Genomic DNA, 21249 nt, shown 5'->3' on the forward strand with positions numbered 1-21249 from the left:
TTAGCTACGTGGCACCTCAACCATAGCATAGGCCTCTACTTGATCAAGCTCCTTTACATCATTAAACTTCTCAAACACAAGACCACACTCATAGCCTGCTGCGACTTCCTTGACATCATCCTTAAATCTCTTTAATGATGCCAAATTTCCATCGAAAATTTGTTCGCCATCACGAGTAATTCTACACTTACATCCTCTTTGGAACTTTCCATCCAGTACATAAGATCCCGCAATCGTGCCGATACCAGAAGCCTTAAACAGCTGTCTAATCTCTGCGTGACCAATGATCTTCTCCTCATAAATTGGCTCAAGCATTCCCTTCATTGCAGATTCTACATCTGCAATGACCTGATAAATTACCTTGTAGAAACGAAGATCCACCTTTTCATGCTCTGCAGTTGTCTTTGCCATCGCATCTGCACGTACATTAAATCCAATGATAATAGCATTACTTGCTGCAGCCAATGCCACATCTGACTCCGTAATTGCTCCAACACCATCGTGAATAACTTTTACCTGCACTTCTTCATTAGAAATCTTAATTAAGGATTGCTTTACTGCCTCAACAGATCCTTGCACATCGGCCTTTAAGATAATTGGAAGTTCCTTGACATTTCCAGCCTTAATCTGGCTAAACAAGTCATCGAGCGAAAGCTTTGCCTTTGTCTCCTCAATCAACTTATTCTTGCCCTCACTGATAAAGGTTGCTGCAAATGCCTTTGCCTCATTATTGTCCTCTGTTGCAACCAAAACTTCTCCTGCATTTGGCACATTATCAAGTCCCAAAATCTCAACTGGTGTGGATGGTGTCGCCTCTTCAACTCTTCTTCCCTGATCATTGATCATGGCTCTTACCTTACCAGAACAAGCACCTGCAGCCACAAAATCTCCCACATGCAAAGTTCCCTTTTGTACAAGGATGGTTGCCACTGAACCGCGACCACGATCAAGCTCTGCCTCAATAACAATACCTCTTGCCTTGCGGTTTGGATTGGCCTTTAATTCTTTCACTTCTGCAGTTAGAAGTATCATCTCTAAGAGGTTCTCAATTCCTCTACCTTCCTTTGCAGAAACTTCACAAAAGATCGTTGATCCGCCCCAATCCTCAGGAATTAACTGATACTCGGATAGCTCCTGCTTTACTCTTTCCACATTAGCTCCAGGCTTATCAATCTTATTGACAGCAACAATAATCTCTACTCCAGCAGCCTTAGCATGATTAATAGCCTCTACTGTCTGTGGCATAACACCATCATCTGCTGCAACAACTAAAATGGCAATATCTGTAGACTTTGCACCACGCATACGCATAGCTGTAAATGCTTCATGTCCTGGGGTGTCAAGGAAGGTAATCTTTTGCCCCTTAATTTGAACCATATACGCACCGATATGCTGTGTAATACCGCCAGCCTCTGAACTTGTGACATTGGTCTTTCGAATTGCATCAAGAAGTGAGGTCTTTCCATGATCGACATGTCCCATAACACAGACAACAGGTGGTCTAGGCACAAGATCCTCTGCATTCTCCTCATCTTCCTTCAAAAGCTCTGCAATGACATCGACCTTCTTTTCCAATGTACAAATGACATCATACTCCAGTGCAATTTCTTCTGCCTTTTCAAAGCTAATCTCTGAGTTTAATGTCATCACTTCACCCTTTAAAAAGAGTTTCTTTACAATTGCAGAAGGTTGTAATTTCATCTTACTTGCCAAATCCTTTATGGTGATGGTCTCTGGAATGATAATCTCTTTGATATCCTCTTCTACTGCCTCTACCTTTGGCTTAACTGGCATAATAAATGGATGTCTGCTCACTCTTCCACCCTTTGCTGGGCCATCCTCTGTGCGATGCTTTTTGTCATTTTTTTGGTTTTTGAAGTTATTCTTATTCAATCGTGTTGTAGATGTCTTCTTAGCCAATGCACCATCTAAGTTTGCTGTACTTGGCTTACTACTATTATTTTTTGATTGAAAGTTTCTGCTTGGTGCAGCATCCTTATCTTTATCAAAACCGCCCTGATAACCTCGGCTATAATTGCCACCTCTGCCATCTCGATTACCCGGATTCCCATTGCGATTTCCAGCATTGCGATCACGATTTCCCTGATAGCCTCCTCTTGCCTCGCGATTTCCATCACGGCTTCCCTGATAGCCTCCTCTTGCCTCGCGGTTTCCGTCACGATTTCCCTGATAACTACTTCTTCCGTCACGGTTTCCCTGATAACTACTCCTTCCGTCGCGGTTTCCATCGCGATTTCCTTGATAACTACTTCTTCCCTCACGGTTTCCATCGCGATTTCCCTGATAACTACTTCTTCCCTCGCGGTTTCCATCGCGATTTCCCTGATAGCCTCCTCTTGCCTCACGGTTTCCATCACGATTTCCCTGACGATTTCCGCTTCGCTCACGATTTCCTGTGGAATTTCCTCCTCTCTCACGATTACTATTACGTTCTCTATTACCTTGATCTGCTCTTGGTGCAGTTGGCCTTCCATTATCATTTCTCTTTTCAGCCACCGATTTCACCTCTTCCCTCTTATTTTCTTCTCTTCCTGCCTTTGGCTGCTGTGCATTTTGTGGGCGAAATACCGCACTCACTTTTTTTGTATGCACCTCAGTTTTAACCTCTTGATTATCTTTCAAATCGTGTACCCCCCATCTATTGTTCAAGTAATTTTATCAACGCCATTGCAAATCCATGATCACTCACACCAACAGACGCCCTCGCCTGTTTTCCTATGGCATGACCTAAACTGTCCTTATCACCATATACATACATGGGCACTTGATAATATGTGCTCTTGTCCTTAAAAAGTTTTTTTGTCGGATCTGAAGCGTCCAAAGCCACAAGGACTAGCTTTGCTTTATTGGCTTTAATTAACTTCTCCACTGAAAATTCTCCACTGACAACCTTTCCTGCTCTGGCTGCAAGACCTAGAAAATTTAAAATTTTATCTTCCATTATATCTTACCTCCATCTCCTCTTTTAACTTTTCATAAACTTCCTTTGATACTGGTGACTTATAGGAACGATCAAGCCCCCTTGTCTTCATTGCCTTGGACAGGCATTCTACATTTTTGCAAATATAGGCTCCCCTGCCATTTTTCTTTCCTGTATCATCTAGGCAAATTTCGTCCTCTACCGTCTTTACAATGCGAACCAATTCTGACTTCATCTTTAACTCACCACAGCCAATACAAAGTCTCATCGGAACTTTTTTATTTTTCAAACTCATCCCCCATTTCTGATGCTAGCTCGTTAGCATCTTCCTTGGCTTGTCCACTTTCCAGTGCAATTTCCATATCTGAAATTCCTTCTGGTTGATAATCAATGCCCAGCTCATCAAATAATCCCAATTCTCTTGCCTGTGTCTCGCTCTTGATATCAATCTTAAATCCTGTCAAGCGTGCTGCCAATCTCGCATTTTGACCTTCTTTTCCAATAGCCAAAGAAAGCTGATAATCTGGTACAATCACCTGTGCCTCACGCTTTTCCTCATCTGCTACAACTGCAATCACCTTTGCTGGACTGAGTGCATTTTCAATGAGTGATGCTGCATTGTCATCCCAATTAATAATATCCACCTTTTCACCATGAAGCTCCTCAACGACAGCATTTACCCTTGCTCCGTTTAATCCGACGCAGGCACCTACTGCATCGACATTTGGATCATTGCTGATAACAGCCATCTTTGTTCTTGACCCTGCCTCTCTGGCAATAGATTTAATCTCCACTGTTCCATCCTTAACCTCTGAAACCTCTGTTTCAAACAGTCTCTTCACAAGATCTGGATGAGTTCTGGACACAGAAATTCTTGGTCCCTTTGTGGTGTCCTTTACTTCCAAAACATAGAGCTTAATTCGATCCATTGGCTTAAATTCCTCTGTCTTCACCTGCTCATTTTCTGAAAGAATGGCATCGCATTTGCCTAAATTAATTGAAATATTTTTTCCCAAATATCTTTGAACAACACCAGTGACAATATCTTTTTCCTTAGTAAAATAATCGTTATAAATAACTTTTCTTTCTTCTTCTCGAATCTTTTGCAAAATTACATTCTTAGCTACACCTGTTGCGATTCGCCCAAACTCCTTTGACTTTACAGGAACCTGTGCCCGATCTCCAACACTATAATCTGGATCAATTTGCCTTGCATCTGCAAGAGAAATCTTTGTGGCCTTTTCCTCAAGCGTTGGCTTTTCCAACTTTTCCACAACTTCCTTTTCCTGAATCACTGTATAATCACAAGTCTTTGGATCAATGGTTACAGTGACATTGTCCGCTGTACCAAAGTTATTCTTGCAAGCAGAAATCAAGGAATTCTCAATTGTCTCCAACAAAGTCTTCTTGCTAATATTTTTTTCTTTCTCCAGAATGTCCAACGCTTCCATTAATTCTTTACTCATTTTTTCATTGTCCTCCAAATATTAAAAATCAATCGCCAAGCGAACATTTGCGATGTCCTTTCGGCTAAATGTCAAGGTATTTCCATCTTCTTCGATGGTCAGCATATCCTTATCAAAAGCAACCAATGTTCCAGAAAAATCTTTTCTCTTTTCTATTGCCTTATACAATTTAACTTCAACTTCCTTACCCATCTCACGAACAAAATCCTTGTCCTTTTTCAAGGTTCTTCCAAGTCCCGGTGAACTTACCTCCAAAATATACCCTTCAGAGATAAAATCCTCTTGATCAAGCCAATCGCTCAAGGCTCTGCTAATATCTGCACAGTCATCGACTCCGATACCCCCTTCTTTGTCACAATAGGCTCGAAGATAATACTCCCCTGCTTCCTTTACAAACTCCACATCCACTAACTCAAATGGCATTGTTTCTTGTAATTTTGTCAAAAACTCTTCTGTCCGCTTCACATAAGTGTCGCTTTTACTCATATACACATCCCCTTCTCTTCTAGATTTCAATATCTGATCATACGCAATCGAGTGGACCGACAAGCGGTCCACTCGACATCAGTTTCTGTATATGTTCCCTATTCTAGCACTTTCTTTTGTGCTATGCAAGAAGATTTTTTATATTTCCAAATTTTTCGCACCACGGTTGCAATCAATAAACCAATGCTTGCCCCCAACAAGTCCACCCAAACATCTCGAATTTGTGGACCTCTACCTGAAAAAATTTGAATAGTTTCGTCAATAAATGCGACAAAAAAGCACATATGCAAAACCTTATACCTGCGAATCTTTTTCTTGTCAAGACACATCCTGACAAACACTGCCATCGCAAGCCAAGAATACTCTGTGGCATGAGCCATCTTTCTGACCAACTCTTCTGTGGTATTTTTTTCTCCTACAATGTTACTAAGCCACGGTCCAACCTCACCCAATACTTTTGTGCTCTCCCTAGAAGAAGCTGCTCTTGGCACCATCGAATGTCCCCAGATAAAACATAAAATGAGAATAACAAAAAGAGTAGCTATGCTTTCCTTACTTATAATTCTTTTCGCCATACCATCTTATTCACTACATTTGTAAAACTTTGAATGATCTTTACCACCTTTGTTGACACATTCTCATCAACATAATCTGGCACTGGAATTCCATTATCTCCATTTTCTTGCATAGCTACTGCAGTCTCTACGGCCTGCACCAAGAAATTTCCATCAATTCCTGCGAGTACAAAACATCCCTTATCAATTGCCTCTGGACGCTCTGTCGAAGTTCGAATGCAAATCGCTGGAAAAGAATGTCCCACCGAAGTAAAAAAGGAAGATTCCTCTGGCAATGTTCCTGAATCCGATACTACAGCAAAGGCATTGATTTGCAAGCAGTTGTAGTCATGAAAACCAAGTGGCTCATGCTGAATAACTCGAGAGTCAAGCTCAAATCCTGATGTTTCCAGTCTCTTCTTGCTTCTTGGATGGCAAGAATATAAAATTGGCATATCATATTTCTTTGCAATGGCATTGATCGCATTAAACAGAGAATTAAAATTCTTTTCTGTATCAATATTTTCCTCTCGATGTGCAGATAAAAGAATATATTTTCCCTTTTCTAATCCCAGTCTCTCATGAATATTAGATGCCATAATTTTGTCTAAATTATTGTGTAAAACCTCTGCCATTGGAGAACCTGTGACAAATGTGCGCTCCTTTGGCAAACCACAATCGGCCAAATACTTTCTTGCATGCTCTGAATAGGCCAAATTGACATCGGAAATGATATCTACAATGCGGCGATTTGTTTCCTCTGGAAGGCACTCATCTTTGCAGCGATTTCCCGCTTCCATATGAAAAATTGGAATATGCAATCTCTTTGCCCCAATGACGGACAGACAGCTATTGGTATCTCCAAGCACAAGCACTGCATCTGGACGAATCTCGCTCATCAATGTATAGGACTTTTCAATAATATTGCCCATTGTTGCACCCAAATTCTCGCCCACAGCTTCCATATACACCTCTGGTGGATCCAGTTCCAAATCATCAAAGAACACACCATTTAAATTATAATCATAATTTTGTCCTGTGTGTGCAAGAACAACATCAAAATACTGTCTACACTTTTTAATGACCGCTGAGAGACGAATAATCTCAGGTCTTGTGCCCACAATAATCAACAGCTTTAATTTTCCATTATTTTTAAATCCCATGCTATTTTCCTCCACTCTAATCTTTCACCCTTCTTCCTATACAGGATCTCCAAAAGTATCTGGATGTTTTGGATCAAAGGCTTCATTGGCCCACATCAATGTCACTAAATTTTCTGTCTCACTCAAATTAATAATATTATGGGTGTATCCTGGTAACATATGTACAGCTTCAATCTTTTCTCCACTAACTCTAAATTCAATAATTTCATCGCTGTCAATTCTTCTTTGCTGAATTAACCCCTGTCCTGATACCACAATAAAAAATTCCCATTTTGTGTTGTGCCAATGTTGTCCCTTTGTAATTCCTGGCTTACTAATATTTACAGAAAACTGTCCATGATCGCTGGTCTTTAACAGCTCAGTAAATGAACCCCTCGGATCACAATTCATATGCAATGAAAATGCAGCTTTTTCCTTTGGCAAATAAGACAAATAGGTACTATACAACTTCTTCTCCAGCGAATGATTTGGAATGGATGGCATAAGTAATGTTTCTGGCTGTCGATGGACGGCCTCCAAAAAGTCAACAATTTCTCCAAGCGTTGCAAAATGTGTTGTTGGCACAAAGCAATAGCGACCATTTTCTACTTCTCTTGGTGTCAAGCCATCATATGTCCTTCCGTCAATCACTTCATCGGCCGTTGGATACTCACAATGATGTTCGCGATTTTCCAGAGCAGCAAACATTTCCTCTACCAGATCATCAATATAGAGCAATTCCAGTTTTGTCGAGCGGTCATTGACTTGAATTGGCAAATCATTGGCAATATTATTACAAAATGTTGCCACCGCACTATTGTAATTTGGTCGGCACCACTTTCCAAATAAATTTGGGAAGCGATACACTAAAACCTTTGCTCCTGTCTCTTTGGCATATTGAAAGAAGAGTTCTTCTCCCGCAAGTTTTGACTTTCCATAGTCCGATGTGCCATAGCGACCAATTAAGGTCGCCTGCACAGATGAACTTAACATCACCGGACAAGAATTATTTGCAGCCTTCAATTTCTCAAGCAATGTACTAGAAAAACCAAAGTTTCCTTCCATAAATTCTGATTGATCCTTTGGACGATTGACACCAGCCAGATGAAATACAAAGTCTGCCTTTTGACAATACTCCTCCAAAAGTACTGGATCTGTATCGATGTCATAGCTATACACTTCATCGACAACAAAATTTCGATTGCGATCTTTTCCCTCCTTGACATTCATCAAGTTGGCAACCAAATTTTTTCCAACAAATCCTCTCGCACCTGTGACTAAAATCCTCATTACTTTCTATTCTCCTCAAACCATTTTAATTGCTCATTGACATAGTCTGTTGTCATCAATTTCTTGATGGTTCCCTCGACATCCAAGCGATTGGTATTATGGCTTGTGTAGGACTCATCTGCCATAGTTTGTACCTGTCCATTGACAAAGTACTTGTCATAATTTAAGTCACGATTATCAGCAGATACACGGAAGTACTGTCCCATATCCTCACTGCGAAGTCTCTCTTCTCTTGTCATCAATGTCTCATATAACTTCTCACCATGTCTTGTTCCAATAACCTTGGTCTCTGTCTCCCCAAAGAGCTTTTGAACGGCCTTTGCTAAGACACCAATGGTCGAAGCATCTGCCTTTTGAATGAAGAGATCTCCTGGCTTTGCATTGTGGAAGGCAAAATCAACAAGGTCAACCGCCTCATCGAGATTCATCAAAAATCTAGTCATATTTGGATCTGTGATCGTGATTGGATTTCCATGCTTAATTTGATCGATAAAAAGTGGGATAACGGATCCACGGCTGCACATTACATTGCCATAGCGAGTACAGCTAATAATCGTATCTCCTCTTTCTGCTGCCACACGTGCATTGGCATAGATCACATGCTCCATCATAGCCTTTGAAATTCCCATTGCATTAATTGGATATGCAGCCTTATCTGTGGAAAGACATACCACTCGCTTTACTCCCGCCTCAATGGCTGCATGCAACATATTGTCTGTTCCCTCAACATTTGTCTTTACCGCCTGCATTGGGAAGAACTCGCAAGAAGGAACCTGCTTTAGTGCAGCAGCATGGAAAATGTAGTCGACACCCGGCATAGCATCCTTAATGGATCTTGGATCTCTAACATCCCCGATATAAAATTTCACCTTGCCATAGTAATCTGGATACTTCATCTGCAAATCGTGACGCATCTCATCCTGCTTTTTCTCATCTCTTGAAAAAATACGAATCTGACCAATATCTGTAGTCAAAAAATGCTTGAGCACCGTATTTCCAAATGAACCTGTACCTCCTGTAATCATCAATGTTGCTCCTGAATATAATGACATAATCTTATACACTCCTTTTTTCTTTTTTTATAATTTCTCTTATCTTTTGAAATATTGTAATAACTGCTTCATTTCTTGCAACTACACTCACCAAAAAATAAGTCATTATCCCAATAAAGGTTGACCAAGCCAATGAAAGAATTGCCCCAGGAATAGGGCATAGCTTGCTCACCATAATTGCAATCGACATCATTGCCGTAGCTAACAATGTCTTGAGGAAAATCGACCATTTCACCCGAATTTTTACCTGCTGTCTCACATAGTAGAATAAAATTGCATTGACTACCAATTCTGACAAAATTGAGGCAATGGCTGCACCATTTTGCTTCCATATGGGAATGAGCAATAAGTTACAAATAAAGTTGACACCACTGGTCAAAATACTGGCAAATAGTCTTTTCTTTTCCATTTTTATACTAATCAATAGCCGATAACAGATTAAATCTGCCATCGGACGGATAATCATCATTGGGGCAAAAATTTGTAATGTGGCACCTGCCATTAAAAAATGTCTGCCATACAGTGCCACAACAATTTCCTTTCCAAGCAAAGCAATGCCCATACTTGCTGGCAAAGAAATGATGATCAAAAATTGTAATCCCTTTTCTACAAGGCTCTCCAGTTTTTCATTGTCTTTTTCCTCGTACATTCTGCTCAATTTAGGAAAGATAACTTCTGAAACCGATTGGCAACTAATCATTGCCAAAACAATAATTTTACTTGCGATAAAATAATATCCAACCGATGCATCATCTGCCATCTTTCCAAGCATGGTTGTATCTAATTTATTGTAGAGATTCCCAAAAAAGGCCACTCCTGCAAGCTCTAGCATACTCTCCATATGCCTCTTGAGATTTAAGCCCTGAAAAGTAAAACTCACATACTTTCTTGCCCGAAAAATGCTCACAGCATTATTATATACCGTGCTCATACTCGTCAACAGTGCATAGAGCACAAAGTCTTTTTTTGTATGGACAAATAGTAACATAGAAAGCAAGGAAACGATCTTGACAATAGTACTTCTCCCTGTGATAAAGCCATATTCTTCCTGACCTCGATACAGCCAATCAATATTGGCATAGTTAGAAAAAATTACCAGTCCTGTGGCCATATAGAGCCAAAAATCTACACGCAAATTTGCCCGAGAACACACCAATAAAATGTATAGCACCGTGGCAACTGTTGTGGACAAAATATTGATACAAAATAATTCTGAAAAGACAATATTTGTCTTTTCTCTGTCCTTTGCTACATTTGCCATCTCCCTTGTGCCATATTCTGAAAAGCCCAATAGAGCAAGTGCAAGGAAGTAGGAAGCAATATTTTGTGCATAGGCAACCTTTCCAATTCTATCTTCCTGCAAAACTCGTGACACATACATCGAAGTTAGCATCGGAAAAATCAGTACCACTGTCTTATAGAGCATATTGTAGATGGCATTTTTTGCCACAGCTTTTGACTTAACGGCCATTGCTCTTCCCCTTTTGTCTCTTTATCTTTCTTGTGATATAGAGACGAATATGTCGAATGAGACCGAACATCTTTGTCAAGACAAAAAGCAAACCTTTGCCAAATACACCAAATCTTGGCAAAAACCAACGAAACCATTTCACCACTCTATTCTCCCAATCAATCCAAGAGGCATCGTAGTGATGAATGGAAAAAGTATCTGCTTTTATAAAAAGTCCTCCATCCCAAAAATCCTTTGGTGCAAAAAATGACTTGGGATAAATCTCCAATTCGTTCCCAATACACTGTCTTTGATTTCTGACAAGTAGACCTTTCTTTACCAAGAAATCCGTCATCAGCCTTGGACTAGGGGTCATGTCAATGCTTTTGTCCTCTCTGCAAAAATGCCGATTTCCATAGATATCTTTCATCATCTCAAGCAAAATGGGATTATTTTTCTCTGCCCCAAAACCAAGACCAGGATTAATTGCTACTCCATCCCTTTCCCCCTCAAATCCCATATATGCCCGATGATATAAGAGCTCGTCTAATGGTCGAATAAGTTCCACATCGGTATCCAAATAAATGCCACCATTTTGATAAATAATATCTAATCTAGCAAAATCCGGAACAAATCCCCACTTTTTCTGAAGGTAGGCCTCTTCCATATAGGAATTTTTGTGAATGTCATAATTTTTCTCATTCCATTCTACAATTTCATAATCTGGACAAAATCGCTTCCAAGATTGAATACACTTTCTGGCAATCTTAGGAAGTGGCTTCCCACCAAACCAGCAATAATGAATGACTTTAGGAATCATAGCACCGCCCTTCTAAAAAAACAGTCCTTAGAAACTAAATTCCAAGCTTTCTTTATCTTCGTTAAACCTTTTTTGAGAAATACATAAACCCTTGGTGATCCTGCATAGATAATCGCTTTCCCAATGGTCATTCGGCGTTTCGCATTGCGAAATGGAAAGTTTTTATCTGAATTAGCTGTCTTCACATCTAAAAAATGATTTTCTAGTCCCACACTAGTGGCACTCATATAGAGAACAGCCATATGGTCTCTCAAGTAACAAGTATTCTTTGGACTCTCTCCCCTATCTTCTAAAAACTGTTCCAATTCCTTACACAATGTGCGGATATCTTCCACATGCTTTTTTTCCCTTTTATTTGAAATTGAGCCTGGGCGATTTCGATGATAGTAAAACTCAAAATCCCCATCCACCACTCGTTGAGCACAAATCATAGCTTTGGGGGTAAATAACTCATCCTCATGGACAAGACCTTCCTTAAATCTCAAATTTTTTTCCTCAATAAAGTCTCGTCGATAGATGTAAAATTGACTACATGCAAAAAGATAGTCTCTGCGGTACCCGTCCTCAAGAAAATCTCGTCCCTTCATAACCCCCACAATGGGACTTTTATTTCCTCTCTTTTTACTGATACAAGTGCCATTCAAGCGATAGGCATGTCCTGCAATAATATCAGGTTGATCATATTCTTCAATCTTTTTCCTAAAATTACTAAGGGCATCTCTTGAGAAGTAGTCATCACTGTCCAAAAAGACGATATACTCCCCTCTGGCCATTTCTATCCCTTGATTCCTTGCTGCCGAAAGACCTTGATTTTTTTCATTGTATGCCGCAATGATCTCTCCACGCTTTTCATATCCTTCGACAACTTCTCTGGAACCATCACTTGAATCATCATCAATCACAATAATTTCATAATCTGTGCAGTCCTGCTTGAGCACAGATTCAATCGCCATAGGCAAGTAGTCTCTGGTATTGTAGACAGGTATAATTACACTAAATAGAAGTTTTTCTATTTTCATGTTCTTCACCTCAGAATTAATTCTTTGGATCAGTATTGATGTCCCCGTGCTCTAACTTTGACTCACCATCTACAGCATTGGCATCATAGAGATCCCTCTTAATCTGAGAAGAACTAATTTCTGGTGTCCTCTCTAAATAGACAACCTCAACGCCCTCTTCCTTCAAGAAATCAAACTTGCCCTTCCAATCATCTCCCATCACAAAGGTGTCCACATGATACTCATGCATATCACTGCGTTTTTGTTCCCACCTTGTCTCTGGAATAACCAAATCCACATAGCGAACAGCCTCTAACAACTGCTTTCTCTGCTCATAGGTAAAATAAGTCTTCTTGCGCTTTTCATTCCAATTAAACTCATCTGATGAAAGCACAACAATTAAGTAGTCACCATAGGATTTTGCACGGCGCAGCAAATTGATGTGTCCATAATGTAATAAGTCAAATGTTCCGTAAGTTATCACTCTCTTCATAATTTTCACCCTATCCCTCAAATGTATAATTTCCAAGATCAAATTCACAAATATTGTGTCGATTTTCTCTTTGATCCTCTGGTGGCAACTTCATATAGTCACCATACAAGCTCTTTAAATATGCGTCATAGGCCTTTGGAATTGGAAAATAATCGTCCTCAAAGCGCACAATCTCGGTAGTCTCTAACCAGAGCCTCTTCTTCTTTTCCTTCCAGTAGCCATAAGAGCCACCTATAGCCACAACTTCCTCTGTCTTTTGTCCATTATAGGCCAACATCTGTGCATCAATCTTTGCCTGAATTTGCTTTTTTGACATCACACTCGTTGCCATGCGAACCAATCGATAAATGGATTTTTTCTTCCAATCTTTATCATCCCAGAGCACATAATGATTCTTAGCTAACAGACATTTCCAATAAAAAGAGGTCTCCTTCGCCTGCTTCTTTTGTGCCTGCTCATCAGCTGGTACATTGTCAAATGGAAAAATGTCAATGTAGATTCCCTTGTGCAAATCCACATCCTTTGTGTTTCTCTCCACAAACTTTGTTCCCTCTAGACGCAACTTCAAAAATGGAAGTGCATAATTTTCATCAGTATCCCAAGTCTGCATAAAGATGGTCTTTGGCAACTCCTCCTTTGCATATTCCATAAACTTGTCATAGTCCTCTCGAAGCATACCAATGTCCAAATCATCATCCCATGGAATAAATCCCTTGTGACGAACGGCACCCAATGCCGATCCTGCGAGCAAAAAATAATTGAGATTATGTTTCTCACAGATTTTTTTCGTTTCCTTTGCAAGCAACAGCTGTGCAAGCTGTGCCTGTCGCAATGACTTCTTATCCATTACAACTCCCTTCTCCCTAACATTCTTCCTCTAAATTTATTGATAAATTCAAGGATAACTTGATCCCTGAAAATCATCAGCAACACTACATAACTTATACCACCTGAAATCACCTGACTGGCAATTCTTAATGCTCCTCGCATATGCATCTTATTAAATTGATAGACCAAAAGTCCCATCAAGACTCCTGCAAGGATATATTTCAAAAAGCTACCTAAAATTTCTTTAAAGTGCAATACACTCTTGCACTTTACTGCAAAGACAACTGCAATAAAAATTTCTGAAATAATAGATGCAATACAAGCCCCCAATGCCTGATAGCGGATAATAAAGACATAGTTTAATACCAAATTCATCAATACACCTGTAATCATTATGACATTATAAAACTTTTGCTTTTTCATTGGAATCAAGATTTGCGTTCCATAAAAATCCTTTATACTATCAATGACAACCAAAGTCGCAAAGAGCTTTAAAATTGGAGTCGCAGGAATAAACTTTTCTCCCAAAAACCAAGGTACTAAGGTTTCTGAGACAGCAATAATTCCCATACAAATCGGCACTGAAATCATCATCATCACAGATGATGATTTCTTTAAAATCTTTTGAATTTCTGAATTATTATTTGAGCTAAACAAATAGGCAATTCTTGGCATAATGACGACACTTAATGAACTCACCACAGTAATGGAAATATTTTCCAACTTATAGGCCTGCTCATAGTAACCATTTTGAACCGAAGAATGTGTAATCAAACCAATCATTGTCTTATCAAAGTAAGCATAGAGCGTTGTTGCAAGTGTCGGTACAAAGTAGACTAAACTATTTCTTAAATGTTCAAAAGTTCCCCACTTTAACACTTTCACTGGCACAAGATACTTCTTAAGACCAAACCAAAGACTGAGATTTCCAAGCACCATTGATCCTTGTAAAATTAATGTGTACTTTAAAACATCCGATTCTTTTTTTACAAAAATGAAAATCAATGCCAAACTTGTCAGTTTGATAACATAATTTCGAATAACCGTCTTTTTAAATTCCTCAAGTGCTTGTAAAAACCATGAAATATCCAAAAATGTTGCAGCCACATTCATTGTCAGTGCAAATGCAACTACTTTATTTTCCTTGGCCACAAAAAAGACATAAGCTAAGTAGGAAATGACTGCTATACTTGCGGTCAAAAACTTTGCCAAAATAATCTGATAAAACAGGGCCGTTAACTTTCCTTTGTTGTTTCTCACTGAAGCAATTTTTAACTGCCCATATACCTGCATACCCAACGCTGCAAATATTGCAAAATAGGCTTCAATCGAATAGGCATAGCTATAAATACCAATACCACTTGCCCCTAAAGTTCTAGAAATATAAGGTGTGGTAATTAGCGGTGCCAATAAAACAAGAATTTGATAGGAAAGATTGTATAAATAATTCTTGATAATCTTAGAGTTCATCCATTATATCCTCCTGTACTCTCTAACCAAATCTAACTCATAAATGAACGAATATGTACTTTTACCATTTCTTCAATGGTGTATCCTTGCACTCTCTCCAGTGCCTTCTCTCCCATCGCCTTTAAATCCATCTTTGAAATTTTTTGAATTGCCTGTGCCAAGGCATCTACATCCCCTGTCTTTACTACAAATCCACTCTGACCATCTTCGATCAGCTCAACTCCTGCACCACAGCGATCAGTACTAATGGTTGGCAACCCATGAGCCATAGCCTCATTGATGACCAATCCCCAAATATCTTCTCTTGTTGGACAGACAAAAAAATCTGCAGCATCATAATAATAACTCAATTTATCTTTTGGCATAAAATCTAAAAATTTAACATTAGAAATTTTTTCTTTTTCAATAATTTCTTGATATTCCTCTGTTGGCTTTCCACCAACAATCAAGAACAGAATCTCTGGATCGACCTTAGCAATTGCCTTTAACAAAACATCCACACCCTTGCGGTGAATAAATTGCCCAATATTTAAAGCAATCCTTTGATCACTTGAAAATCCTAAAAGTGCTCTGCTCTCCTCTTTTTTCTTTGCCAAGTCTTCTTTCTTCATCAAATCCTTTTGACAAAGAGAAGAAAATGGATAGGTCACAATCTTGCTCGCATCTGCTCCATAGTGCGTCAAATACTCACTTGTCACCCTTCCACTACTATACCACTTACTTGGCATACTCAAAAAATGGGACTTAATCTTATATTTTATTGTACTATCTTCGGAAATTAACCCGCCATCTGCTTCCATGCTAAACGGTCTCTTGTTGCGCTTTAAAAACTCCATAGCCCACATAAAGGAGGGGTAGGAATAGCCACCAAAAATAATTTCATCAAATGGCTTTTTTACCCAAGAGAGTAATTCTGGATGAATCACTCTCTTTCCTCCAAGAGAAATCTTTTTTGTCAAAAAGACCGCCTGAAAAAAGGAATAATCTGTATTAAACCAGTCCTTTGAACGATGAGTCTGTTGTGACGGGTTCTCTAGAAAAATAACAGTTAAATTGATTTCATCTACCGCACCGAGTTGGTTAAAAAACTCCACTCGGTATGGTGATGGATAATTAGAAATAAAAAGAATATTCTTTTTCATTATGCTTTCTCCTCTATCACTGATAACTTCCATATCACACTTCCTACAAAATAAGTCGCAAAAAAATACGCCCATGATGACAGCAAATCACCTCTCATCATAAAGAAAAATTGTAGCAAATTAAATGGATAAATCATTCTCACTCTAGCAAATTCATCTTTGGTCTTCCAATACTTATTGTCTGCACTACCCGTCATTATGCCCACAATAAATCCCATCACAATGGTTCCTAACATACCACCATTGACATAAGCCTCTCCAATGAGAGGAGCAGATACATTGGCAAATGACTGACTCATTACTGGACCAATTACCGTTGCACCAGTACCAATCGGCTTTGTTGGCCATATTTTTCTTGGCACAAAAAAGAGCAATACACCTAACAACTGTCTTCCTAATGTCGCCCCATTATCAAGAACATATCTTCGAATAATCATAATCATCGAAAAGGCATCATAATCTCCTGTCAGATAAGTATCTCCAAGAGATGTTCCCTGTACCATTTCCATTCCCTCTGTTGTCGACGTTGCGTTTCTCATATTTCCAAGCAAAGGGAAGACGACGACTAGACCAACAATCAAAATAATGGGCAACCACTGCGTCTTTCTAACTTTTGGAAAAGTCAAAATAATCAGTCCCATATAGTAGGCCGCAGCTACATTTCTTGATACTGCTGTTGGAAAACAACTGACCAAAAAACACACCGCAGCAATAATACAAATGGCATCGACCTTTCCCTGCTTCCTACAGTACACAATATTAAAGGCCAAAGAATACAAAGAAATATTTCTCAAGCCATGCACTGCAAGCAATGCCGTCGTCGTATCTACAGTTTCACCATAGGAATTTGTACTTCTAAGAAATAAGTTTGAAAGTCCAATGGTCTTAATATAGTACAACATAATAAAAATGGAAAAGAAGCATAAAATGTATCTTGCATTTTTTCGCATTGTATACTTCTTATTAAAATCATTTCCCTTTAACACAATCTTTACATTGCGTCCTGAATAAAAGAAGACTGCCCAAAGAAAAATAATAAGATTACAAATTAAAACTTCTGCACTTTCAGCCTGTAATCTCCATATAAATTGATTGGTAAAAAACTGCAAAAGTGCTGCAAATCCAAAGAAAAATAGGGCAAACATATCAAAAAACAGACAAAAACTAAAGCTTCGCTTGCTCACTTCCTTCAAAATATGGATTAAAAAGATACCAATATTTAAATAAAAGGTAAATACAATATAGACATCATATCTCTCGTGCTCTTTGACATGCAATATGACATAGCCAATGACCACTAACAATACAGCAAGAAAGATTAAACTTCCTAGCTTTCGTGCTGAAACTACCATCTACTCTTGTCCCCCACTCTCTGCAACGGATACAATGGCTTTATACAAACTGTTGATATCCATGTTCACTGCAATGCCACCATACATATCAACAATCTCCTCACAAGCTGTTCCCTTATATACAATTGGTGTTGCACCACAAGCCAAAGCTTCCACCGTCGTCATTCCAAAAGTTTCTTCTTTACTAGGATTGACAAAGACATCTGCTGTGGTATAAATCATGGCCAATTCCTCCTGATTATTGGTCCTTTCAATGCCAATAACATTCTTTGGTAAATTCTCACATTGTTTCTTTGACAATCCAATCAACACAATGGCATAATCATCACTGAGCATAGAAGATAACTGTAAGAAATCATCAAGCCCTTTTCTTGGCTCCCACACACTAGCTACACCAAGCACCACTTTTTTATTCTTAATGCCATATTTCTCCCGAAAATTTCCTGGAGTTGGCTTAAAGATATTGTGATCAATCGTATTGTAACTAACTTTTATTGGATATTGTCCAAGAAAGCTCTCTTTGACTAAACTAGCCAACCATTTCGAAGGTGTAATCAATGTCATATCCTTTACACCCAAAAAGGCCTTCTTTTTTCTTTGAAAATTCTTATCACTATTGTCTACTCCAAGGCTACTTGGATACTCCTTTAATTGTGGACAACCTCCGCATCCACTCTTCCATTTTTCACAGCCAACATAAGAAAAATATGCACAATGTCCTGTAAATGCCCAACAATCATGCAATGTCCAATAGACCTTCATCTTCGGTCTTGACTTAATCCAGTCAAAGAGCAACTCATAATGAATATAATAGCCATGAATATTGTGCAACCACAATTCATCTGGATTGTACTTTGTTGCCCACTCAAGAAACTCCTTTGTCGCCTTCTTACTTCCCAAACCATGGGCATCCCAAAGTTTGCTCTTTAGTGCATGCATCTTTACTTCTGTGCTATTTCCAATTTGCACTGCATACTTTCGATATTCCTCGGGAACCTGTGCATCTCTACCATAGGCAATTTTGACTTCATAACCTTTTTTTTCGTATTCTTTCGCAATTGCCCCACAAATCTTTCCTGTACTGCCAATTCCACAAACTGAGTTTATAAGCAGTATCTTCATTGATTGATCATCTCCTTTAAGCGTGCTTCTAAAGTTTCAAAATGTTTTTCCTGCGTAAAATTCTCTCGAAAATACTTTCTTGCCGCTTCGCCACAATTTGCATACTTCTGCTGATGGGCAATATATTCTAAGAAAGCATTGGCAAGCCCATCGCTATCCCCTGCACGAACACTTAATCCACAGCGACTTTCCTTAATTACCTCATTTCCAGCACCGTTAATTGCTCCAATGACAGGTTTTCCGGCTGCCATATAGGTCTGTAACTTTCCTGGCAAAGTATCACCAATCCGATTTTTTCCATCTAAAGTCAGCATACAAGCATCAGCAATCTTATAATAGGTCATCGCTTCCTTAAATGGCTTTGGTCCATAGAATTTGACGATATTTTCTGCCCCCGCTTCCTTGACCATCGCCATCGCATGCTCATACTCTGAACCACCACCTACAATGTGGAAGGTGACATCTTTCCGATCCTTTAATTTGGCCATTGCTGCCACCAAACATGGAATATCTTGAACTTTTCCAATATTTCCAATATACAAAAAGTCAAAGTGACCATTGGGTTTTTTCTCAAAATTTTTCTCCAACATATCCGATGAGGCAAACTGTGGAAGATAACTCATCTTCTTTCGAGAACATCCATCCACCTTTTCGAGATAATCAAAAAATGGCTTTGACGACACAGCAATATGATCGCATTGCTGATAGATATGAGCACTCAAATTTTTTATCTTGGAATAGAAGAAAGTGCCCTCCTTAAATCCCATCGCCTTTACACACTCTGGCCAAATGTCCATGCAATACAAAAACAATGGCTTTTTATACTTCTTCTTCAGTGCAATCGCAGGAAGGGCCATGGTCACCGGCGAAACCTCCCAGACATAAATAATATCAAATTCTCCAAAATCAATTTTCTTCGCCGCCCGATTTCCACTAAACACAAAAGAAAGATAATTTAAACTTCTCCAAATTGGTCCATGTCTTCTTGCAATCGTTGGCACACGATAAACCTTAGCACCATGATAAACTTGTTCTCGATTCTTTCCATGCTTGTATTCTTCAGGAATATAGGATGTCGTATAATCTGGCAAACCTGTGAGCACAGTCACCTCATGACCACGCTCACCAAGAATTCGCACAATATCGTTAATTGCAAATGTGTCTGGATAAAAGTTTTCAGAAACAACAAGAATTTTCATTCACTTTTTCTCCTTCCCACTTGCATACTCCTGCATCTCATGCTGACCTCCCTCGTCAAATCCCTCTGTACTTTCTTTCTGAAAGATAACCTTGACGGTCTCAAAAATAATCTGAAGGTCCAATCGGAAGGAATAGTTTAAAATGTAAATCATGTCCAGCTTTAACTTGTCAAGTGCAGTGGTATTGTACTTTCCATAAACTTGGGCATAACCAGTAAGCCCACCTTTTACCTTTGTTCTAAATACAAACTCAGGGATATCATTCTCATATTTTTCTACATGTTCCACACGCTCTGGTCTTGGTCCTACAATCGACATATCACCCGCAAGAATATTAATTAACTGTGGCAACTCATCCACTCTCGTTGCACGAATTACCTTTCCCACTTTGGTAATACGGTCATCATTTTCTCCTGCTGGGTGTGGCTTTCCATCTTTTTCTGCATCTTCAATCATACTTCTAAACTTCAAAATCCAGAACTTTTTTCCACCAAAAGTTACACGCTCCTGGCGATAAAAAACGGAACCACCATCATTCAATTTAATTGCAATAGCAACTAAAATCAAGATTGGAGATAAAATAATCAAAGAAATACCGGACAATGCAATATCAAACAGACGCTTAACCGCACGCTGGGACAGTGACATATCCGTATTTTCACTTAAATATAATGGAGTATCAAAAAGATTGACCTCTTTAGACGATTTTGCAATAATATCTGATAGCTTTGGTGTAAAATACACACGCTTATTTACCTTATAGCAAATCTTTAGAATTCTATTCTTATCTTCACTCGGCAAGTCGTTCAACAATACAGCATCATATTTTTGAATTTCTCGAATAATGCTCTCATCATCTTCTGCAAAGCTAATACGCTTACATACATTGTACTTGTCATCACGGCGATTGATCTTTACAGAAAGTGTATTCTTCCTCGTTCCCATCACTTCTAGCATTTTTAGTGGTGGAAATAACATAATATACATATGCACCATTAAAAAAGTCAATAGACCAATGATAATGGACTCAATCACCCACACAAGAATATAGCGCACTAAGAGCACAACAAAAAATCGTATCTCGCCAAGAATTGCCAAAGATACAATCAACTCAATAATATTGACAACACATAATGCAACAACTTGCGATGAAATAATATTCATCGTTTGATTTACGCCGATTTTATATCCACCTGTCATATTCATTACATAAATAACAACAACCAAATAAATGATGGTAGACATCAAGAGATTCGCTGTTCCCAAAAGGTGCCCTGTCTGATTGTTGACACTGACAAAGGAATACCACATATTAAAAAATATCCCTGTGCAAATCAAGGTAATCACTAGACTACAAAACCATTGATATGTCGGTGCCTTTCGATAGATCTTCTCTCTTTTTTCTGCATTCATTACACTTTCTCCCATATACCTCTCCTCACTC

The 21249-nt window shown here is 38.9% G+C and carries 19 protein-coding genes and 1 pseudogene; all 20 read right to left on the reverse strand.

Features of this window, described 5'->3' with window-relative positions; translation table 11 throughout:
• Positions 1–2109: pseudogene (gene infB, locus J5A74_08835) on the reverse strand (translation initiation factor IF-2).
• A gap of 550 nt (positions 2110–2659) precedes the next feature.
• A complete protein-coding gene (locus J5A74_08840) occupies positions 2660–2965 on the reverse strand; it encodes a ribosomal L7Ae/L30e/S12e/Gadd45 family protein (GenBank protein ID QUI96872.1) in 306 nt (101 codons plus the stop codon).
• Positions 2952–3230 (reverse strand): YlxR family protein, encoded by a 279-nt coding sequence (locus tag J5A74_08845; GenBank protein QUI95478.1) that lies wholly within the window; start codon positions 3228–3230, stop codon positions 2952–2954. The genes J5A74_08840 and J5A74_08845 overlap by 14 nt, the downstream gene beginning before the upstream one ends.
• Positions 3220–4407 carry a transcription termination/antitermination protein NusA gene (gene nusA / locus J5A74_08850; protein QUI95479.1) on the reverse strand — a complete coding sequence of 396 codons (1188 nt, stop codon included), beginning with the start codon at positions 4405–4407 and terminating at the stop codon, positions 3220–3222. The genes J5A74_08845 and nusA overlap by 11 nt, the downstream gene beginning before the upstream one ends.
• 21 nt (positions 4408–4428) lie before the next feature.
• Positions 4429–4893, reverse strand: coding sequence for a ribosome maturation factor RimP (locus J5A74_08855; GenBank protein ID QUI95480.1), 465 nt, complete (start codon positions 4891–4893; stop codon positions 4429–4431).
• A 98-nt stretch (positions 4894–4991) separates the two neighbouring features.
• Entirely contained in the window at positions 4992–5468 is a 477-nt protein-coding gene (locus J5A74_08860; GenBank protein QUI95481.1) for a VanZ family protein, read from the reverse strand.
• Positions 5450–6610, reverse strand: coding sequence for a UDP-N-acetylglucosamine 2-epimerase (non-hydrolyzing) (gene wecB, locus J5A74_08865; GenBank protein ID QUI95482.1), 1161 nt, complete (start codon positions 6608–6610; stop codon positions 5450–5452). The genes J5A74_08860 and wecB overlap by 19 nt, the downstream gene beginning before the upstream one ends.
• Before the next feature lie 36 nt (positions 6611–6646).
• Positions 6647–7879 (reverse strand): NAD-dependent epimerase/dehydratase family protein, encoded by a 1233-nt coding sequence (locus tag J5A74_08870; GenBank protein QUI95483.1) that lies wholly within the window; start codon positions 7877–7879, stop codon positions 6647–6649.
• A complete protein-coding gene (locus tag J5A74_08875; protein ID QUI95484.1) occupies positions 7879–8931 on the reverse strand; it encodes a polysaccharide biosynthesis protein in 1053 nt (350 codons plus the stop codon). The genes J5A74_08870 and J5A74_08875 overlap by 1 nt, the downstream gene beginning before the upstream one ends.
• A gap of 4 nt (positions 8932–8935) precedes the next feature.
• Positions 8936–10402, reverse strand: coding sequence for a flippase (locus J5A74_08880; protein QUI95485.1), 1467 nt, complete (start codon positions 10400–10402; stop codon positions 8936–8938).
• Positions 10392–11201, reverse strand: a complete 810-nt coding sequence (locus J5A74_08885; protein QUI95486.1) for a glycosyl transferase — start codon at positions 11199–11201, stop codon at positions 10392–10394. Before J5A74_08885 ends, J5A74_08880 begins: the two co-directional genes overlap by 11 nt.
• Positions 11198–12220 carry a glycosyltransferase gene (locus tag J5A74_08890; protein ID QUI95487.1) on the reverse strand — a complete coding sequence of 341 codons (1023 nt, stop codon included), beginning with the start codon at positions 12218–12220 and terminating at the stop codon, positions 11198–11200. The genes J5A74_08885 and J5A74_08890 overlap by 4 nt, the downstream gene beginning before the upstream one ends.
• A 16-nt stretch (positions 12221–12236) precedes the next feature.
• Positions 12237–12692 (reverse strand): glycerol-3-phosphate cytidylyltransferase, encoded by a 456-nt coding sequence (tagD, locus tag J5A74_08895; GenBank protein QUI95488.1) that lies wholly within the window; start codon positions 12690–12692, stop codon positions 12237–12239.
• A 10-nt stretch (positions 12693–12702) separates the two neighbouring features.
• Positions 12703–13539, reverse strand: a complete 837-nt coding sequence (locus J5A74_08900; GenBank protein QUI95489.1) for a LicD family protein — start codon at positions 13537–13539, stop codon at positions 12703–12705.
• Entirely contained in the window at positions 13539–14990 is a 1452-nt protein-coding gene (locus J5A74_08905) for an oligosaccharide flippase family protein (GenBank protein ID QUI95490.1), read from the reverse strand. Before J5A74_08905 ends, J5A74_08900 begins: the two co-directional genes overlap by 1 nt.
• A 32-nt stretch (positions 14991–15022) precedes the next feature.
• Entirely contained in the window at positions 15023–16132 is a 1110-nt protein-coding gene (locus tag J5A74_08910; protein ID QUI95491.1) for a glycosyltransferase family 4 protein, read from the reverse strand.
• On the reverse strand, positions 16132–17484 hold the full coding sequence (gene wzy, locus J5A74_08915; GenBank protein ID QUI95492.1) for an O-antigen polysaccharide polymerase Wzy: 1353 nt from the start codon (positions 17482–17484) through the stop codon (positions 16132–16134). Before wzy ends, J5A74_08910 begins: the two co-directional genes overlap by 1 nt.
• On the reverse strand, positions 17485–18606 hold the full coding sequence (locus J5A74_08920) for a glycosyltransferase (GenBank protein QUI95493.1): 1122 nt from the start codon (positions 18604–18606) through the stop codon (positions 17485–17487).
• A complete protein-coding gene (locus J5A74_08925; GenBank protein QUI95494.1) occupies positions 18603–19805 on the reverse strand; it encodes a glycosyltransferase family 4 protein in 1203 nt (400 codons plus the stop codon). The genes J5A74_08920 and J5A74_08925 overlap by 4 nt, the downstream gene beginning before the upstream one ends.
• Positions 19806–21233 carry an exopolysaccharide biosynthesis polyprenyl glycosylphosphotransferase gene (locus J5A74_08930; protein QUI95495.1) on the reverse strand — a complete coding sequence of 476 codons (1428 nt, stop codon included), beginning with the start codon at positions 21231–21233 and terminating at the stop codon, positions 19806–19808.
• Positions 21234–21249 lie beyond the last annotated feature (16 nt).

The organism is Lachnospiraceae bacterium oral taxon 096 (assembly GCA_018141845.1).
GTDB lineage: Bacteria > Bacillota > Clostridia > Lachnospirales > Lachnospiraceae > F0428.

Bases quoted from the DNA above. Each gene is read 5' to 3' on its own strand.
- nusA (QUI95479.1), bottom strand. From the start codon at position 4,407: ATGAGTAAAGAATTAATGGAAGCGTTGGACATTCTGGAGAAAGAAAAA.
- J5A74_08855 (QUI95480.1), bottom strand. From the start codon at position 4,893: ATGAGTAAAAGCGACACTTATGTGAAGCGGACAGAAGAGTTTTTGACA.
- J5A74_08860 (QUI95481.1), bottom strand. From the start codon at position 5,468: ATGGCGAAAAGAATTATAAGTAAGGAAAGCATAGCTACTCTTTTTGTT.
- wecB (QUI95482.1), bottom strand. From the start codon at position 6,610: ATGGGATTTAAAAATAATGGAAAATTAAAGCTGTTGATTATTGTGGGC.
- J5A74_08870 (QUI95483.1), bottom strand. From the start codon at position 7,879: ATGAGGATTTTAGTCACAGGTGCGAGAGGATTTGTTGGAAAAAATTTG.
- J5A74_08875 (QUI95484.1), bottom strand. From the start codon at position 8,931: ATGTCATTATATTCAGGAGCAACATTGATGATTACAGGAGGTACAGGT.
- J5A74_08880 (QUI95485.1), bottom strand. From the start codon at position 10,402: ATGGCCGTTAAGTCAAAAGCTGTGGCAAAAAATGCCATCTACAATATG.
- J5A74_08885 (QUI95486.1), bottom strand. From the start codon at position 11,201: ATGATTCCTAAAGTCATTCATTATTGCTGGTTTGGTGGGAAGCCACTT.
- J5A74_08890 (QUI95487.1), bottom strand. From the start codon at position 12,220: ATGAAAATAGAAAAACTTCTATTTAGTGTAATTATACCTGTCTACAAT.
- tagD (QUI95488.1), bottom strand. From the start codon at position 12,692: ATGAAGAGAGTGATAACTTACGGAACATTTGACTTATTACATTATGGA.
- J5A74_08900 (QUI95489.1), bottom strand. From the start codon at position 13,539: ATGGATAAGAAGTCATTGCGACAGGCACAGCTTGCACAGCTGTTGCTT.
- J5A74_08905 (QUI95490.1), bottom strand. From the start codon at position 14,990: ATGAACTCTAAGATTATCAAGAATTATTTATACAATCTTTCCTATCAA.
- J5A74_08910 (QUI95491.1), bottom strand. From the start codon at position 16,132: ATGAAAAAGAATATTCTTTTTATTTCTAATTATCCATCACCATACCGA.
- wzy (QUI95492.1), bottom strand. From the start codon at position 17,484: ATGGTAGTTTCAGCACGAAAGCTAGGAAGTTTAATCTTTCTTGCTGTA.
- J5A74_08920 (QUI95493.1), bottom strand. From the start codon at position 18,606: ATGAAGATACTGCTTATAAACTCAGTTTGTGGAATTGGCAGTACAGGA.
- J5A74_08925 (QUI95494.1), bottom strand. From the start codon at position 19,805: ATGAAAATTCTTGTTGTTTCTGAAAACTTTTATCCAGACACATTTGCA.
- J5A74_08930 (QUI95495.1), bottom strand. From the start codon at position 21,233: ATGGGAGAAAGTGTAATGAATGCAGAAAAAAGAGAGAAGATCTATCGA.